The 16,433-nt window shown below is 43.2% G+C and carries 18 protein-coding genes and 1 pseudogene; 10 read left to right on the top strand and 9 right to left on the bottom strand.

Annotated elements, in window-relative coordinates:
- Positions 1 to 108: 108 nt before the first annotated feature.
- Entirely contained in the window at positions 109 to 2,868 is a 2,760-nt protein-coding gene (ppc, locus tag AR335_RS11940) for a phosphoenolpyruvate carboxylase (protein WP_062235860.1), read from the bottom strand.
- Positions 2,869 to 3,332: 464 nt separating this feature from the next.
- Here ppc and AR335_RS11935 point away from each other — a divergent pair, with 464 nt between their 5' ends.
- On the top strand, positions 3,333 to 3,611 hold the full coding sequence (locus tag AR335_RS11935; protein ID WP_062235857.1) for a hypothetical protein: 279 nt from the start codon (positions 3,333 to 3,335) through the stop codon (positions 3,609 to 3,611).
- Between the two features lie 245 nt (positions 3,612 to 3,856).
- On the top strand, positions 3,857 to 4,123 hold the full coding sequence (locus tag AR335_RS23160; protein WP_082683468.1) for a sensor histidine kinase: 267 nt from the start codon (positions 3,857 to 3,859) through the stop codon (positions 4,121 to 4,123).
- A gap of 248 nt (positions 4,124 to 4,371) precedes the next feature.
- Here the strand turns inward: AR335_RS23160 and AR335_RS11925 are convergent, their stop codons facing one another.
- Positions 4,372 to 4,908 (bottom strand): GNAT family N-acetyltransferase, encoded by a 537-nt coding sequence (locus tag AR335_RS11925; RefSeq protein WP_062235851.1) that lies wholly within the window; start codon positions 4,906 to 4,908, stop codon positions 4,372 to 4,374.
- Positions 4,909 to 5,135: 227 nt separating this feature from the next.
- Between AR335_RS11925 and AR335_RS11920 the strand changes: the two genes are divergently transcribed.
- Positions 5,136 to 5,957 (top strand): STAS domain-containing protein, encoded by an 822-nt coding sequence (locus AR335_RS11920; RefSeq protein ID WP_062235848.1) that lies wholly within the window; start codon positions 5,136 to 5,138, stop codon positions 5,955 to 5,957.
- A 5-nt stretch (positions 5,958 to 5,962) separates the two neighbouring features.
- Here the strand turns inward: AR335_RS11920 and AR335_RS11915 are convergent, their stop codons facing one another.
- Positions 5,963 to 6,289, bottom strand: coding sequence for a YolD-like family protein (locus AR335_RS11915; RefSeq protein ID WP_062235844.1), 327 nt, complete (start codon positions 6,287 to 6,289; stop codon positions 5,963 to 5,965).
- A 112-nt stretch (positions 6,290 to 6,401) separates the two neighbouring features.
- Entirely contained in the window at positions 6,402 to 6,830 is a 429-nt protein-coding gene (locus tag AR335_RS11910) for a cell wall hydrolase (RefSeq protein ID WP_062235841.1), read from the bottom strand.
- A gap of 171 nt (positions 6,831 to 7,001) precedes the next feature.
- Here AR335_RS11910 and AR335_RS25515 point away from each other — a divergent pair.
- Positions 7,002 to 7,430 (top strand): annotated as a pseudogene (locus tag AR335_RS25515) (GNAT family N-acetyltransferase).
- Between the two features lie 170 nt (positions 7,431 to 7,600).
- Here AR335_RS25515 and AR335_RS24005 read toward each other — a convergent pair.
- Both AR335_RS24005 and AR335_RS11900 read right to left on the bottom strand, forming a co-directional pair.
- Positions 7,601 to 7,837: a hypothetical protein gene (locus tag AR335_RS24005; RefSeq protein WP_156418945.1), complete on the bottom strand. Its 237-nt coding sequence runs from the start codon at positions 7,835 to 7,837 to the stop codon at positions 7,601 to 7,603.
- A gap of 64 nt (positions 7,838 to 7,901) precedes the next feature.
- Positions 7,902 to 8,981, bottom strand: coding sequence for an NADH:flavin oxidoreductase/NADH oxidase (locus tag AR335_RS11900; protein WP_062235837.1), 1,080 nt, complete (start codon positions 8,979 to 8,981; stop codon positions 7,902 to 7,904).
- Between the two features lie 245 nt (positions 8,982 to 9,226).
- Here AR335_RS11900 and AR335_RS11895 point away from each other — a divergent pair, with 245 nt between their 5' ends.
- Positions 9,227 to 9,634 (top strand): hypothetical protein, encoded by a 408-nt coding sequence (locus AR335_RS11895; RefSeq protein WP_062235833.1) that lies wholly within the window; start codon positions 9,227 to 9,229, stop codon positions 9,632 to 9,634.
- A 307-nt stretch (positions 9,635 to 9,941) separates the two neighbouring features.
- On the opposite strand, the gene AR335_RS11890 is transcribed toward AR335_RS11895, so the two are convergent.
- Positions 9,942 to 10,577: an FMN-dependent NADH-azoreductase gene (locus AR335_RS11890; RefSeq protein ID WP_053355234.1), complete on the bottom strand. Its 636-nt coding sequence runs from the start codon at positions 10,575 to 10,577 to the stop codon at positions 9,942 to 9,944.
- Positions 10,578 to 10,727: 150 nt separating this feature from the next.
- Between AR335_RS11890 and AR335_RS11885 the strand changes: the two genes are divergently transcribed.
- A complete protein-coding gene (locus AR335_RS11885; RefSeq protein WP_053355233.1) occupies positions 10,728 to 11,096 on the top strand; it encodes a winged helix-turn-helix transcriptional regulator in 369 nt (122 codons plus the stop codon).
- 147 nt (positions 11,097 to 11,243) lie between these two features.
- Here the strand turns inward: AR335_RS11885 and AR335_RS11880 are convergent, their stop codons facing one another.
- Positions 11,244 to 12,152, bottom strand: coding sequence for a phosphotransferase (locus AR335_RS11880; protein ID WP_062235832.1), 909 nt, complete (start codon positions 12,150 to 12,152; stop codon positions 11,244 to 11,246).
- Positions 12,153 to 12,166: 14 nt separating this feature from the next.
- Positions 12,167 to 12,811: a LysE family translocator gene (locus tag AR335_RS11875; RefSeq protein ID WP_062235829.1), complete on the bottom strand. Its 645-nt coding sequence runs from the start codon at positions 12,809 to 12,811 to the stop codon at positions 12,167 to 12,169.
- Positions 12,812 to 12,999: 188 nt separating this feature from the next.
- Here AR335_RS11875 and aldA point away from each other — a divergent pair, with 188 nt between their 5' ends.
- The 4 genes from aldA (at position 13,000) to ybaK (ending at position 16,305) form a co-directional block, all read left to right on the top strand.
- Positions 13,000 to 14,442, top strand: coding sequence for an aldehyde dehydrogenase (gene aldA, locus AR335_RS11870; RefSeq protein ID WP_062235826.1), 1,443 nt, complete (start codon positions 13,000 to 13,002; stop codon positions 14,440 to 14,442).
- Positions 14,443 to 14,642: 200 nt separating this feature from the next.
- Complete coding sequence (locus AR335_RS24950) at positions 14,643 to 15,419, top strand: hypothetical protein (protein ID WP_234293260.1); 777 nt, start codon at positions 14,643 to 14,645, stop codon at positions 15,417 to 15,419.
- Positions 15,388 to 15,798, top strand: a complete 411-nt coding sequence (locus AR335_RS24945) for a hypothetical protein (protein ID WP_234293259.1) — start codon at positions 15,388 to 15,390, stop codon at positions 15,796 to 15,798. The genes AR335_RS24950 and AR335_RS24945 overlap by 32 nt, the downstream gene beginning before the upstream one ends.
- 30 nt (positions 15,799 to 15,828) lie before the next feature.
- The gene (gene ybaK, locus AR335_RS11860; RefSeq protein ID WP_062235823.1) at positions 15,829 to 16,305 is read left to right on the top strand and encodes a Cys-tRNA(Pro) deacylase; all 477 of its coding nucleotides are present in this window, start codon (positions 15,829 to 15,831) and stop codon (positions 16,303 to 16,305) included.
- Positions 16,306 to 16,433: the final 128 nt, after the last annotated feature.

The raw sequence follows: 16,433 nt of genomic DNA, 5'->3' as shown, positions 1-16,433 counted from the left end.
AGGAGTCTCGCATCTTCCACTTCAATTAACTTTTCATTGAAGATTTTTCAAACCAAAAAGGGGCTGCCTGAAGGTCAATTTTCGACTTTCTGGACAGCCCCCTGAGGATCATCCTGTGTTTCGGAGCCCGGCTGCAATTCCATTAATGGTGAGCAGTGCTTCTCTTAACAGATCTTCATCCAGTTGCTCGTCTTCACGCAGCTTAGAAATCAATTCTACCTGCAGGAAGCTGAGTGGATCTACATATGGGTTTCTTAGTCTGATGGATTCTTTGATGTTTGGCAGCTGATCCATCAAATGATCCTGCTGTGTGATAAGCAGGATGGCTTCAGTTGTGCGGTGGTACTCATTTTCAATTTCGGAAAATATACGTTTAGCCATCTCCTGGTCTTTCACCATCCCCGTATATTCTCGTGCAGCGGTTAAGTCAGCTTTCATCAAGGCCATTTGCAAATTATCAATGGTCGAACGGAAGAACGGCCAATCATTGTACATTTGCTGGAGAAGGTTGAGTTGGTCATTGTTTTCCATATAATGCTGCAGTCCTGTTCCTGCCGCATACCAGGCTGGAAGGAGCTGACGGCTTTGGGTCCATGCGAACACCCAAGGAATGGCACGCAGGTCTTCAAAACGTTCGCTTCCTTTACGGCTCATAGGACGGGATCCGATATTGAGAGATCCCAATTCAGGAAGAGGAGTCGCTTGTTTAAAGTACGTAAGGAAATCAGGATCATTGAAAACAAGCTCTTGGTATTTCATAAGTGATGCGGAAGAGATGCCTTCCATGACATCTTCCCATGCTTTTGTCCTGCTGTCGTTTTGCTGTGCATCTGTTGAAGCATTAGCGGCTGCAGAAAGCAATGTTGAAGTTGCTTGTTCAAGGCTCCTGTAGGCAATGTCATATAAGGAATACCTTGAGGACAGCACTTCACCTTGTTCAGTAATCTTAAATCCGTCTCCCAATGTTTCGGCTGGCTGAGAGAGGATGCTTCGATACAGCGGGCCGCCCCCGCGTCCTAATGAACCCCCGCGGCCATGGAAGAATTTTAAACGGACATTGTATTGATCAGCCACCTCATGGATTTCCTGCTGAGCCTTGTATAGCTTCCAGTTGGCCGTCAGGGTACCGCCATCCTTGCTTCCATCGGAGTAACCAAGCATGATTTCCTGAACGTTTCCATGCTGTTTCAGCTGATTCTGGTAAAAGTCCATTGAAAACAGCTTTTTCATAATGGCAGGTCCGGAAACAAGATCATCAATCGTTTCCAGCAGGGGAGCGACATTCAGATTGCTTTCAACTCGCCCGTCAGCATGAAGGCGATAAACTCCCGCTTCTTTTGCGAGTACAAGAACTTCCAGCAGATCACTTACCGATTCCGTCATACTGACCAAATACACTTCGATGGAGCGATCTCCAAATTCCTCATGGGCTTTATTAATCATCCGGAAGACATCAATCATCTGACTTGTTTCTTTAGAATAATCTTCAGCGAAAGGAAGAAGCAAAGGCCTGGGATCCTGTAATACTTTCACTAACAGCTCTACTTTTTCTTCTTCATCCAGACGAGAATAGTCAGCAGCCAGATTTACAGAATGGAAGATCTCAGTGATTGCCGCTTCATGCTCTCCGCTGTGATTGCGGATATCGAGCGTGGCCAGATGAAAACCGAATAATTCTACCTGCCGAATGAGCTGGTCAAGGCTTTTAAGCCTGAATCCATCCGGAGAATGTCCAAGAAGACTGCGTTTAATAAGCTGCAAGTCTTCCAAGAACTCCTCAGAACTTTGATACCCTTCTTTCGGTTTTCCGACCCGTTCTAACTTTTTCAGCATGATGGCCATTTTGCACCGATAGGCCTCATGTTCGATCTTCCACTGTTCTCCATCTTTTAGAATGGATAACTCCTCATGAATGGAGTCTGTTAATTCTTTGGATATGGCGATCTGTTTAGAAGATTGGCTCATCTGTTTCATTAAATTCGTCAGCGATGTATGATATTTTCGCAGCGCCAGTTTACGATGTTTCTTTAAGGTTTTCCACGTTAACTCTGGAGTGACGTTCGGATTGCCGTCACGGTCACCGCCAATCCACGAACCGAATCGCAGAATGTTCGGCACATGCCAGTCTTCAGCTGAATAATGCTCCTGCAGCGTTTCTTCAAGCTCCTGATGAATCTGAGGAAGGACCTCAAACAATGTTTCATCGAAATAGTAAAGCCCGTTCGCAACTTCGTCCATCACGGTCGGTTTTCTGTCACGCAATTCATCGGTCTGCCACAAAATGGTGATCTCGTTAAACAGTTTTTCATTGAGCTCTTCCCGCTCACGGGGTGTGAGAATGGTCTGGTCGAGCTGGTGAAGCAAAAGAGCGATCCGTTTATGGATCTCCAGCATACTCCGTCGTGTCGCTTCTGTCGGATGGGCAGTAATAATCAGCTCCATCGACAGTTTTTCAATGACGTTTTTAATGATCTCAGCGTCGATGCCGTTTTCTTTAAATTGGGTGACTGTGCACTCCAGTGACCCAGGCTGGTGCCCATCCTTGAGCTGGTACTCCCGTCTGCGCCGTATGCGGTGGTTTTGTTCAGCGATATTAACAAGATGGAAATAGACGGCAAACGCCCGTATGACTTGCTGGCGCTCAGGGTGTTTTAAGCTGGCAATCTCATTTTTCAGCTCCTGATAGGATAATTCATCATTGTTTCTAAGAGATTTTGTCATTTCTCTAATTTTTTCAACTTTATCAAGCAGTGCCTGTCCGCCTTGCTGAACAAGGACATTCCCCAGCAACTGGCCGAGAGTTTTAACATCCCGGCGAAGGGGTGAACTGCTGTGTTCTGATTTTGCTGATTCTAAGATTGTTGTCATCATCTCACCTTCCGTTTCTTAGCTGTCATTCTTTTATTTTTGTACTGTTTTATTATTAGAATATTTCGATTTATAGGCATTGTATCATAAAACATCTTGATTTTCACATATGAAAACAAGCCGGCGGGAAATCTGTACAACTATCAGATCGTGAAAAACTATAACAGTTCTGCGTGTAAGCGGATACAGGAAACGAAAACAAAAAAAGACCCGGCCAGGGCTTTTGACAAAAAAATTTGTCAAAAAACTCCGTTAGCCGGGTTATTACGTCTAAATATGAAAAGGGGTTGTTGGGATGTCTTAACTATATCAGCTTGTCCTGTGATGGGAGTAAATATGGGACATTTTAGACATTCAACAAAAATATTAAACAGCTACGTCTGCCGTTCATACTTTGTTCATTTCTTTCAGGTATAGTAAAGGCATGGAAGGGAAACAAATTTTACCAATGAAGGTGATGAACTTTGAAAAAAGAGAATAACGTAAGCTCGAAGCAGTTTGTTGATTTAATAAAAAAGACCAACCCGCCAAAACTGAAACTGAGTATGGCCATCCTCATGAGTGTCATTACGACACTTGTCGGTCTATGTGTTCCGCTTTTCACGAAAAACTTTGTAGATAAATTTTCATTATCCACATTAAACGCTGCGCAGATCGCACTGCTGGCTGCTGTACTGATCGCACGGGCGGCGGCAGGGGGGATATCCGTCTACCTCTTGAATATGGTTGAAAATGGAAGCTAAGTGATAATCTATTAAAATTAACTTCGCTCGAATCTGACCGCCACCCTGTAGAGAAGGTGGACTATGAACTGGATGTTCAGCTAAAGCATGCCATTCTATCGTGTGAACCTTCTTTGGTTCATAAAGGTATAGAATTACAGCATTCTTTAGAGAAGGTAAACGTGACAGGGGATCAGGATCTCCTGAATCAAGTATAACTTAACCTCCTATACAACAGTATTAAATTTACACCAAGAGGCGGGTAGATTCGGCTCATACTGAAAAGAAGAGAGGGTGAAATTTCGGTTTCCGTTCAGGATAACGGGATCGGAATTTCAGAAAAAGATCAAATTCATATCTTTGAACGATTCTTCAAATCGGATAAATCCAGAAACAGAGCATCTGAAGGAAGCGGATTAGGATTGTCCATCGTAAAAAAGATTGTAGAGATGCATGAAGGCCGGATAGAGATCGAGAGCGAACCGCAAAAAGGGACGATTTTCACTGTCTATCTTCCTGCTCCTGTAGAATAATAAATATAAGATTCAAAGCTGGCTCACATAACCGAACAGGTGTGGTGTCTTTAGAAGGAAGACCTTTTATAAGAAAAGCGAAAGTGATTTTCAATTCGTCCTCCGAGGACTTAAGCTGAAAACTGAAATTCGTGTTCAGCCCTGGGCGCTAGAGCTAGAAATTACTTCTATGCAAGCAGAATTATATGCTTTCTTATCTAATAAAAAGCGGAAGACCGCTCATTCATAGAGCGGTCTTTTTATGTGCTTTATTCAGCATTGTTAATGATGGCAAGCATCTGATGATCTTCCCAGCTGCCGTTTATTTTTACAGATTTTACAGCAATACCTTCTTTATGAAATCCTGCTTTTTCTAATACCCGGATGGAACCTTTGTTGTGCGGCATGACACCCGCTTCGATGCGGTGAAGGTTCTGGACTTCGAATGCATACGAAATCATCAGTTTGACGATCTGCGTCATATACCCTTTTCCATTGTAATGCTGATCAAGACAGTACCCAAGCATTCCGGTTTGAGCAGGTTCGCGTTCAATCTTGAACAATGAAATATCACCAATGAGTTTTCCGGATTCTTTTAAATGGATGCCGAAACTGTACTGATGATCCAGTTCTTGCATGCTCTTGATCACATTCAGCCGTTCTCGCTGTCCTTCCAAAGTATAGAACTCAGGATCTCTAAACGGGGTATATTTTTGAAAAAATTCACGGTTATCAAGCTCCAACTGAAGCATTGCTTCTGAATGTGAAGTGTCAAGAGGCTTCAAAAAGAAGTGTTCACCTTCCATCCTCATAATCTCACCTTTTTAATTCATATGGTATCACATTGAAGACAAAAACGGGCAGAGAGCGAACGTTTTCATTCCAATTCTAAGAAAATCTTACAATTACGACAAAATACGCTATAATAGGTTTTAGTAGTTTACAGGGTTAAAAATTTACTTTGCTTATCTATCAAACTCTGATTTCAATTTTAGCATGCTGAATGATATAAAAAATATAGGAGTGTATGTTCATGAACTCAATCATCCCTATGGCTAACTATCTATTGGAGAACTCAGGCACACTCTCTTCAGACATTGTTGATGAGATCATCGGCAGTTTTAATTTTGATGTTCCAGAAGAGGAGATCAAGCAAGCTAAATTAATGTATGATGAGTTTTTTGTTTTTTTAGCACAATCCCTAGATTGTCAGGAAGGCTCTGTTCCTGATGCTCTATTGTCATGGAGTAAGGCCAACGGAGAAGCAGCTGCAAGAAGCCAGCTCAATATCTCTAAAATTATTATACGTTATCCTGATACTCGTATGGTTTTTTCGGATTTTGTAACGCGAGTTGGCATAGAATTCGGATTAAACACTCGAGAAGTAGTCATGGTCATTAAACGGGTGAATCAGATGCTGGATCTAAGCATGAATGAAACGGTGTTTGCTTTTGAACGCTATAAAGACAGTGTTATACAAGAAGCACAAAAAGAAATCAAGGAATTATCCACACCTATTGTACCCATCCAAGACGGAATTGCGATTCTTCCTTTAATCGGGACGATTGACTCGAATCGATCCGACCACTTGCTAAATCGTGTGGTTCCAAAGATTTCTCCATTGGGTGTCAAATATCTGATACTTGATTTTTCAGGAATTGTTACCATTGATACTGAAGTGGCAAGGCACATCTTTACTGTACACAGTGTTTTGGCTCTCCTCGGAATTGATATTGCAGTAACAGGGATACGTCCTGAATTAGCCAGCAGAATTGTAAATGCCGGCATTGATTTTACTTCCATCAAAGTCTATGGAAATGTGAAACAGGCCATTGAAAACATGACGTTTCATTAAAAGTGTCAGGCAACAGTGCCTGGCACCAACGAAAGATTATGGAGTTCACCATCATCATCTATGATTCTCAGCTTACGGGCTGTTTCGTCCATGTAATGAACCATTCCTTTTATTTCTGAGAGGTTCCCGTTTTGAAACACAGAGAAATTTAAGGGAACCGCAATCTCCATAGCCTCTAAAATCAATTCGTTCATCTCTTCAAGCTGCTGTTCATCAGGAAACGGCTCTTCCACTTCATAATATTCCTTCAGAAAATAGTCCTTTAGTTGGCTTACAGTTTCCGGCAGCATCAAGCTTGTCTTCCATTTTATGTTACCACGGTCACGTATCACATCGGGCACACTCCTTTATACCTAATATACGAACAAACGTTCTTATTAAACAAGAAATATTTGTTAAACTAGAAGAAGCAGGCTGTGTGTGATCCACAGCCTGCAAAAAGATTTAAAACGTATTGTAAACATTGTCGCACTCTTCAGGAGTGGGCTGATAGAAGCAATGAAGTTTATATCTGGCAACAAGCGGCTGGCCATACCAGGTAGACGGACAATTTCCTTGCGGCCTGAAATACCATAAGCTATATTTTGCCGGCCAGTATCTTTCTCCATTAATGGCGCGCTTTGCCAGTCGTTTTTCACTCGATCTTGCTGCTTGATAAAAATATCCGTGTGTTACGGCCTCAAAGGCATGGGGCTGGTAAATCATCTGGGGAATCGTCCTCAGCCCTTTAAAATCGGAACAATTGCCACGGATCCTGTTAATACCAACATTTCCAACCAGCTGCATTCCCCGGACGCCTTCTCCTTCTCCTTCCGCTCGAAGCAATCGGGCTAACAACGTAATATCTGAACTGCTGGCTTGAACGACAGCCACGGTATCACCTCCAAGAATCCTTCCTTAAACTATATAAAAAATAAGTTTGGGCCATAACCGAAAACCATAATTTAATCCTATGTTTTGGTAAATGTAAATAAAAGCCATTTATGAGAAGGAAATACGTTCTGTTTCAAGAATCAATTAAAAAAGATGCAGGAGGTTTGAAACATGATTGAACAAGCGAACCGTGAGGAAACAGCGTACATACTATCCAATGCTGCTCTTTCTGCAAATGAAGGATTGAAAGGGACTGGGGTTCTAACGCAGAAAAGGCAGAGCATATGCTTACCGCTATCGTGGAAAAGGGGGCGTATCACCTCGTATACAAAGATCGGGATAAAGTAGGCGGCTGGATCATGATTGGCCATAATACGGATTATTTTACTGAAATAGAGATCGGTTTTATTTACGACGTCTACATACTGCAGGATTATAGGGGAAGAGGACTCTCTAAAAAACTAGTCGAGGCAGGAATCAGTGAGTTAAAGGAAAAAGGGTATGAAGAGTAAGGCTCAATGTATTTTACGCCAATTTTGCGAAAGGCATTTACGAAAAATGGGTTTTGGGCCGCTGCAAACGATCATGGTGTATAAGTGATGAAGGATGAATCTAATGAGATTGAACCAGAAGAAATAACGGTTCATGGGTTACCAGCAGAAACACTCGATTGATGACTTTCCTAAAAGTCACAGCCGTGGGTCAAAGGGTTCGTCATCCTGTTATTGGTTGTTTTCGGAGGAAGCTTGCTGATCGGTATTCTGGGCTATTTATAGAATCAAATAAAAAAGGGGCTGTCCTGAAAGTCGAAAATTGACCTTCAGGCAGCTCCTTTGACGTGAAAAATCTTCAATGAAAAGTTGATTGGAGTGCAAGGTGCGAGACTCCTGCGGGACTAGCGTGACAGGTGAGACTCCCGCAGGCGCTTGCGCCAAAAAGTAGGCGTTCACGCCGGTAAGGCTCACCGCACGCCCCGCGGAAAGCGAGCAGCCTGGAGCGGAGATCAACAGCTACCAGACTTCTTGGACAGCCCCTTTTTTGGATGGGCCATAGAAGCGCTTGCGCTCTTTTTTACCAGCCCCGCTCGTATTGTACAGGGATATCAAGTGCTTCTTTTTGATGAACCGTTTCGGCGGCACGCAATGGCCAATATGGATCACGAAGGAGCTCGCGTGCAAGCAGTACAAGATCTGCTTTTTCGTTGCGGATGATTTCATCAGCCTGCATGCCTTGTGTGATCAAACCTACAGCTGCAGTCGGAATACCGGCTTGTTCGCGGATTTTTTCAGCAAAAAGATTCTGGTAGCCGGCGCCGACAGGAATCGGCGCTTTCGGCAGATTACCGCCGGAACTGCAATCAATCAGGTCTACTCCTTCATCTTTCAGCAGCTTGGCCAGCTCGATGGAATCCTCAAGCGTCCAGCCGTCATCTACCCAGTCTGAAGAGGAAATGCGGACAGTGAAAGGAAGGATTTCCGGCCATTCTTTTCTCATCACACGAACGGTCTCGATGAAAAAGCGAATACGGTTTTCGAAACTGCCGCCGTATTCATCAGTCCGTTTGTTTGAGACGGGAGAATAGAAGCTGTGAGCCAAATAGCCATGAGCTCCGTGGAATTCCATCCATTCAAAGCCCGCTTCCCGTGCTCTGATGGTTGCAAGCCTGAAGTTTTCCTGAATCTCTTTAATTTCTTCTACACTTAATTCTTTAGGTTTTTTGTATCCATCACTAAAAGGGATCGCGCTTGGGCCGACCACATCCCAGCCGCCTTGTTCGTTCGGAACTCCAGCAGCAGATGCTTCTTTTTGTTTCCAAGGGCTGTACGTAGAGGCTTTTCTTCCGGCATGTGCCAGCTGGATGCCAGGTACAGCTCCATGTTCTTTTATGAAACGGGTGATACGTTTAAAAGGTTCAATGTGCTGATCTGTATAGATGCCAAGATCTTCTGGCGAAATTCTGCCTCGGGCTTCTACCGCGGTAGCTTCTACGATAACCAGACCCGCTCCGCCAACAGCGCGTGAGCCTAAGTGAACAAAATGCCAGTCATTCGGCATTCCATCCTCAGCACTGTATTGGCACATGGGAGAAACCCCAATTCTGTTTCGAAGTGTTATATCCTTGATGGTAAGTGGAGAAAAAAGATGTGGCATGGACAAGTTCCCTCCTGTAATTTTAAAAGTTAAAAACAAAACCATAGTAACACAATCAAAATAATATGATAAAACAATGTGCTTGTAATAACGGAAATTCACAGCTTGTATTTTACCCCATAGAAGAGGAATGTATAACATGGACAAAAAATGACGCGCCAACTGAAAAAGAGACAAAAATGGAGAAGGAAAAACTTCCTTTTTTATCGAATGTAATGCCTTAGAAAGATAAAGGCAGGTGGATTATGTCATACTCTGAAAAACTTATCCAAAAGGTTAAGGAAATGTACATTTTGGACCATAAAGCAAGAGTTCATATTGATAAAACTCAGCATTCCATCAATGTTTTCTTTAGTGATATGAAGTTCAAATTAAGAATTGTGGAAGAAAAAACAGATGAGATCAATATTCGAATAAATGAAGCAGTGCCAGGTGTTTTTGCACAAATTATGATTAAACAGACAGTGCTCAGTTTTGAACGGACTCCGAACGGCACAATCCTGGTACAGCTAAAGAATGAGGGAGAAGTGGGGGAACTTGATACACTCGGATGGGACGGCGGCCGGGTGGCTTCCGAACGGTATGACAAGGAGTTTACGATTCCTTTGCTGAACAGTTACCTAAAAGAAGCGTTTGACCAGATTTTATTTTAATAAAAAGCTCTGCTAGTCAATGTTGTTGATTAATTAGTGAGGTGTGATTGAATCGCCTTTTGAAAAGCAGAAGGGTGTAAGCAAGCTTTTACCCTTCTGCTTTTCGGGCGCTTCATTTGTTTCACAAGTTAGCCGGCTCTTATCATCGCCAGCTAACACCCCTTATTATTGGGGAAAAAGGATTGAGGGCCTCTTTTAAGCATCAGTATGCGCTGCCCATTATAAAAGGAAATCAACAATATGCCTTTAACAAAACCTAAAAAAAACAAGGGGGTTTCTAAAAGAACCGCCTTGTTTTTCTATCAACTTAAAATGTATGTGCGGCATCCTTCGCACGTGCAATACCGTTTTCTTTAATTTCTTGAGCCTTATCAGGCATAGCAGCATGCCCTTCAATAAATACTCCTTCCAATGAAGGAACCCCGAAGAAGTTCATCATTACACTCAAATAACGATGCCCCATTTCAAGATCAGCAGCTGGGCCTTCTGAGTAAACACCGCCGCGAGCTTGAATATGAAGAGCTTTCTTGTCCGTTAAAAGACCAACTGGTCCTTGTTCTGTATATTTGAATGATTTACCTGCAACAGCTACTGAATCAAGATAAGCTTTCATAACTGGCGGGAAAGAGAAGTTCCACAATGGTGTAACGAAAACGTATTTATCGGCTTCAACGAACTTTTCGCTCAGTTCACCAAGACGCTGTACTTTTGTTTTCTCTTCAGCAGATAGTTCTTCAAACCCTTTTCCGCTTTGAAGTTTTCCCCAGCCGCTGAATACGTCAGCGTCAATTTGCGGAATGTTTTCTTTATAAAGGTCGATATGCACCACTTCGTCGTCTGCATTCACTTCTTTATAAGTGTCGATAAAAGCCTTACCTGCAGCCATACTGAAAGATTGAGTTTCATTATGCGGGTGGGCTGTAATATATAATACTTTTGCCATAGTGTATTCCACCTTTTCTGGTTGTGATATAGAGCAGTTATTGTAATTTCCCTGCATTAGCAATTATTAATCATAGGCGCAGATTTGTGAAGTAGGCACATTCATGTGGTATAGTATAAAAAAAGGTACTGTAAAACGGAGGGCCGCTTTATGAAGAAAAATCCAGAACAATGTCAGGTGGTTGTGGCACTCGATATGATCGTGGGAAAGTGGAAACCGATCATCATTCAGCATCTGCTTTCCGGTGATATTTTAAGGTTTAACGAATTACGAAGGTTAATGCCGGATATTACCCAGCGCATGCTGACGCTTCACCTGCGTGAATTAGAAGAGCAGGATATTGTACAAAGGGTGGTCTATCCCCAAATCCCACCGAAAGTAGAATACTCCATTACCGAATACGGCAAAAGCTTAGGGCCGATTATGGATGCTATGCACTATTGGGGCGCAGCCCATGTGGAGCATATGAAGCATAAAAAGGAACAAGAGGACTCTTCTTTTAATGGAGAGGCGAATTAAAAAGGAAAGCTGGCTGGATTTCCTTTTTTGATTCCGGCATTGTTGAAAAGTGATGAAGGCAAAGGAACAACCATCCTGCTGGGTTTTCCAATTCACGAACCACTTGAGGAAATCGTTCCAGACGTTAAATAACAAAAAAGCCGCCGGTCACAAGCGAAGGAGGTCCAAGCTTTGACCAGCGGCTTTTATTAATTCTGCATCCTGATGGCCATGTCCGTAAAGCATAAGAAGAACGGTCGTATAGAGAGCCTTAAACCTTGCGATTTCTTGGGTCTGAAGGTCTATTTCGCCATATACATGAAAGAACATCTCACGGCCTTCTGGAGGAAGAAAACTGTAGACGATGGACAGGTCCACTGCAGGATGACCAATATGTACGTCTCCCCAGTCAATGATTCCCGAAACTTTCCCATTAGCATCCACTGTTATGTTGCGGATATGCAGATCTCCATGTACGAGAACTTCATGTCCAGCCGTTTCGTGCGGTTCTGTATCTTGAACGATTTGCTCAAGATCATCCACTCGTTCATAAAGCTGAAGGTCCCTAATTTCGTTTAAAAAGCCAAGCAGCTTTGGACGGCGATTCTGGACACCTAATCGGTCCAGCTCATCATAAGGCACTTGCAGGGACTTTGCCTGTTCTGCCGGAAACGCATGAAGTGCCCGAAGAAAACGGCCTAGCGGCACCGCTGAGGTTATTCGTTCTGCATGAGATAAACAGCCTGGCGGTTTTCCGGGAATAAGATAGTAGCCGGTAAAAGGCCAGGGATACAAATCTGGAACGGGTGAGCCAAAATAACATGGTGTGGCAATCGGTAACGGCATTTTTTCTGCTAAAGGCGGCAGCAACTTGTTTTCAGTCTTTAAAAGGGGAACCGCGATCGCTCGGCGTGGAAACCGGAAAATATATTTTCCATTTACAGAATAAACAGTATTATCAAACCCTTTGCCTATTTCATTGACTTCTCCGGGTGCAAGTTCCGGGAACTGACCTTCAATGAGCTGTTTTGCCATAAAAGGTGATACAACCATTTCAGCATCCCACACATTTCCCATTCAGAATCCCCCTCTTAAACCAATGATATTATTAATTTATACAATTGGACGGTGAAATGGCAAGCAAAACCAAGCAGACAAAAGCCTGCCAGGAACATAGAGCTCCGCATGACACTGGGGCTCATCAGCCGTTTGGAGAAATGAACGGTAAATACAAGGTTGAGGTTCCATAAGAACAAACCCAGAATAATGGCAATACTGCAGGCAAGAGAGAATACAACAGAGTGGGAAGAGGTTAAGATATTCAGGGAAGTTCCGAAAACACCAAACCAAAAAATGAGGGAAATGGGGTTGGCAAGCGCGATCATTAACCCTGTTAGGTAGGCACTTCGCCGGTTCATATCGTTCTCTGTAGTTAGCTTTAAGGAAAAGGTTAAGGCTGAACCTATACTCTGAAATCCTAGATAGATTAATAGAATAATGCCAACTATGTACATGATTATTTGTATCCAGTTTACCTGCATGATTTCACCCAGGCCAAAATAAATGCCGAGAAGGAGAAGAACATCCCCGGTAAGTCCTCCAAGCCCTACACACCAGGAAGCAAGGAATCCTTGTGTCAGCCCGCGTTTCATTACCTCTATATTCATCGGCCCAATTGGTGCCGCCAGACTCAGTCCCAAAAAAATAAAATGTGCAAATGAAATGAAGAACTCCATGTCTGACCCCTTTCCTTGTCCTCTTTTCTACTGTATGCCTTTAGGGGGAGGAGACATGCGTTTTTATAGAAAAGGGGGAATTGGATACTAGTTTGTATGAATGTTTTCGATATATGGAAATGTTTTAACCAGGAAGAAACGTGGAAGAGTACGGTGTGCACTTAAAATAAGTAAGGGAGGATTTTTTAGTGAAACCACATCAGCTCTATATTAATGGAGAATATGGATCTTCCACTTCCAATGAAACAATTGATGTAGTAAATCCCTCGACTGAAGAGGTGATTTCGACCATATATAATGGAACAGAAGAAGACATCAACCGAGCGATCGAAGCAGCTTTTGAAGGACAGAAAAAATGGGAAAAAGTCCCGAGTATCCAGCGCGGCAAGGCTGTCCGAAAACTGGGAGACAAAATTCAGGAGAACCGCGAGACTTTCGTTAAACTGCTGTCAGAAGAACAGGGAAAAAGCATAGAGGCAGCTGGAGGAGAGGTCGATACCGCGATTGAATACTTTTACTATATGTCCGAATGGGCCCGCCGTATCGAAGGCGAGATTGTACCGAGCGATCGGCCAAATGAAAACATCTTTATATACCGTAAACCGATTGGAGTCGTTGCAGGAATCGTTCCTTGGAATTTTCCGGTGTTTATTTTGGCAAGAAAGGTTGCAACAGCTCTTATTACAGGCTGTTCCATCGTCCTGAAGCCGAGTCAGCAGACGCCTAACACAGCAGCAGAATTCACGAAGCTGATTGACAGCATGAAGAATGAAATTCCTCCGGGTGTCTATAATTTTGTAACGGGCAAAGGTTCAGTGATCGGCAATGCGATGGCTACTCATCCTGAAGTAGGGATTGTCACCATGACTGGAAGCGTTGGTGCCGGATCTAAAGTGATGGAAGCGGCAGCGAAGAACATTACCAAAGTGAATCTTGAGCTGGGTGGAAAAGCACCAGCTATTGTCACCGAACACGCCGATCTGGATCTGGCGGTTGAGAAAATCAAAACGTCGAGAATTACGAATGCTGGCCAGGCTTGTACGAACGCTGAGCGAGTCTATGTGCATGAAAAAGTGGCCGATGCGTTTATTGATAAAATGGTGAATGCGATGAGAGAGACAAATGTAGGAAAGGCATCAGATAAAGATACTGAAATGGGGCCTCTGGTCAGCCAAAACCGTCTGGAAACTGTTCATGAGATGGTAGAGGGTGCTGTGAAAAGCGGTGCTAGAGTGCTGACAGGCGGCAAACGGGCAAATATCGAAAAAGGATACTTTTACGAACCGACGGTCATTACGAATGTCACCCAGGATATGAAGATCATCCAAGAAGAAATATTTGGACCTGTTCTCCCGGTGGTCACATACAAAACGCTTGACGAGGCGATCGAATGGGCCAATGATTCCGATTACGGTCTTTCTTCTTCCATCTATACGGAAAACGTGCACGAAGCGATGAGGGCTGCCAATGAATTGAAATTTGGTGAAACCTTTGTAAACCGGGAAAACTTTGAAGCTATCCAGGGTTATCACGCTGGCCGCAGAAAATCTGGCCTTGGCGGCGCGGACGGAAAACATGGCGTGGAAGATTTCCTTGTGACACATGCTGTCTATATGGAATACAAAAACTAAAAAAAAGCATTAAAATCAGTCTGGCATATTATGTGCCAGGCTTTTTTATGTGGAAATACTCATTGTTCAATGAAAATATTTATAATATTATAATAAATATAAATTACAAAAAAAGGAATGGACGGCTGATACAAAGGACTCCGTTTATCAGTTTCTGGATTGCAGAAACGAGCATATCTTTAGCCGACGTGGTCTATATCATGGCGGTTACGACATTTATCTATCAAAAAACGGGATCCGCATTAATCTCTTCATTATTCCCGCTTTTTCAGGCAGTTGCCCGTCTTTCTGCAGGATTTACGTCACCATTGCTGCTGAGTAAATTTAAATTCAGCAAACTTCTCATTAGTCTGCAGGGGATTAAAGCACTGCTGCTCACTTTGCTTCTTATCGGATTCGGTTCGATTGCCTCTCATATTATATGGCTGCTTGCATTTATCCTTATCATTTCTTTCATTGAAGGATGGGGGAGCCCTTTCCTCAGTTCGGTCGTACCAAAAATAGTTCTGAGGGAAGAACTTGTAAAAGTAAATAGTTCTTTAGCGATTACGAACCAATCTGTACAGATTGCAGGATACACATTTACAGGTTACGCAGTCATTAAATGGGGGCACAGTCCTGTATTGATCGTGACGGCTGCTCTCATGTGGCTGGCGGTAATCTGCTTAATCATTTGCAGCCGGTATTTTTATGAGAAAGAGGAGGTAAAACCTTTCCCTTCAACGAAATGGGTCCTAATGAAAGAGGGCTGGATCTACTTGTGGAAAATTCCATCCCTGCGTATGGTGACGTTGATGGATGCTATTGAAGGAGTGGCAGGCTCGATTTGGATCGGTGCGCTGACACTGATTTATGTAAAAGAAGTTTTACATAGGGGCGAGCAATGGTGGGGGTTCATTAACGCTAGCTATTATGCCGGAACGATTCTAGGGGGATTTGCACCCTATGGCTGGCCAAAAGAATTCAGAAACATCTGATCTTAAGCATGGCAGCAGGATCACATTCCTGTTCAGCCTTTTTACATTTCTATTTGGTTTAAACAGTGTTCCGTTCTTTGCACTTCTTTTGTGTGTGGCCATGGGACCTGCCTATCAGCTCAGGGATGTTGCACAGCAAACAGCTTTCCAAACCAACATTGAGAGTGAACATCTGCCCAAAGTGTACGCCAGCAGGGGAATTCTATTGTCCATCATTACGAGCCTATCTATATTTTTAATGGGCTTTGTAGCAGATGCAATCAACATCCGTGCCGTTTACATTCTTGGAGCTGCTCTAATTATGGTTTCTGCTGTCTTGTCTTTTTCCTTGCTGCAGGCGAAGAGAAAAGAAGTAGCAGATCTAAGCAGTCCTTTATAATGAGAAGAAACAGGAAATAAGGAGAAGGATATGAAAAAAACCAAAACGAACGCGATGAGAATACTGGACAAGGAAAAAATAGACTATGAAAATATGAGTTACAGTACAGAGGACGGCAAGATTGATGGGGTATCTGTGGCTCACAAAATAGGGCGTGAGCCGGGGGTTGTATACAAGACACTGGTTGCCCAAGGCTCTGGCAAGGAATATTATGTTTTTGTAATTCCGGTCGAAGCGGAGCTTGACCTAAAGAAAGCGGCCAAAGCGGTCGATGAAAAGAAAGTGGAAATGCTTCCTGTAAAAGAATTGCTGGCCGTTACAGGATATGTTCGAGGGGGCTGCTCGCCTGTAGGCATGAAAAAACTGCTTCCTACAATCATAGAAGAAGCGGCGAAAGCACAGGAGACCATCATCGTAAGCGGAGGAAAGATTGGACTGCAGATCGACCTGTCACCGAGAGATTTAGAAAACGTGACAAAAGCTAAATATGCAGCAATCACGAAGTAAACAACGAGGGGGGTGGAACCTTTTTTCAGGGTTCCGCTTTTTTAATGGCAACCTTACATCATTGTAAGAAAGTGTAAGGTTTGCACATGGTAAGTGAGCCTCGTTCCCTCATAAAATAGAAATAGAGG

It is taken from the genome of Fictibacillus sp. FJAT-27399 (assembly GCF_001510655.1).
In the GTDB taxonomy this organism is placed as follows: domain Bacteria; phylum Bacillota; class Bacilli; order Bacillales; family Fictibacillaceae; genus Fictibacillus_C; species Fictibacillus_C marinisediminis.
The sequence above is the reverse complement of the archived record's forward strand: the minus strand, read 5'-3'. Positions and strand labels throughout refer to the sequence as shown.

Excerpts from the sequence above, each read along its gene's own strand:
- AR335_RS11890 (WP_053355234.1), bottom strand. The coding sequence starts at position 10,577 with ATGGCAAAAGTATTATATATTACAGCCCACCCGCATAATGAAACTCAA.
- AR335_RS11925 (WP_062235851.1), bottom strand. The coding sequence starts at position 4,908 with ATGGAAGGTGAACACTTCTTTTTGAAGCCTCTTGACACTTCACATTCA.
- AR335_RS24950 (WP_234293260.1), top strand. The coding sequence starts at position 14,643 with ATGGCGGTTACGACATTTATCTATCAAAAAACGGGATCCGCATTAATC.
- AR335_RS11920 (WP_062235848.1), top strand. The coding sequence starts at position 5,136 with ATGAACTCAATCATCCCTATGGCTAACTATCTATTGGAGAACTCAGGC.
- AR335_RS24945 (WP_234293259.1), top strand. The coding sequence starts at position 15,388 with ATGGCTGGCCAAAAGAATTCAGAAACATCTGATCTTAAGCATGGCAGC.
- ybaK (WP_062235823.1), top strand. The coding sequence starts at position 15,829 with ATGAAAAAAACCAAAACGAACGCGATGAGAATACTGGACAAGGAAAAA.
- AR335_RS11885 (WP_053355233.1), top strand. The coding sequence starts at position 10,728 with ATGAAGAAAAATCCAGAACAATGTCAGGTGGTTGTGGCACTCGATATG.
- AR335_RS11900 (WP_062235837.1), bottom strand. The coding sequence starts at position 8,981 with ATGCCACATCTTTTTTCTCCACTTACCATCAAGGATATAACACTTCGA.
- AR335_RS11875 (WP_062235829.1), bottom strand. The coding sequence starts at position 12,811 with ATGGAGTTCTTCATTTCATTTGCACATTTTATTTTTTTGGGACTGAGT.
- ppc (WP_062235860.1), bottom strand. The coding sequence starts at position 2,868 with ATGACAACAATCTTAGAATCAGCAAAATCAGAACACAGCAGTTCACCC.
- AR335_RS11880 (WP_062235832.1), bottom strand. The coding sequence starts at position 12,152 with ATGGGAAATGTGTGGGATGCTGAAATGGTTGTATCACCTTTTATGGCA.
- AR335_RS11895 (WP_062235833.1), top strand. The coding sequence starts at position 9,227 with ATGTCATACTCTGAAAAACTTATCCAAAAGGTTAAGGAAATGTACATT.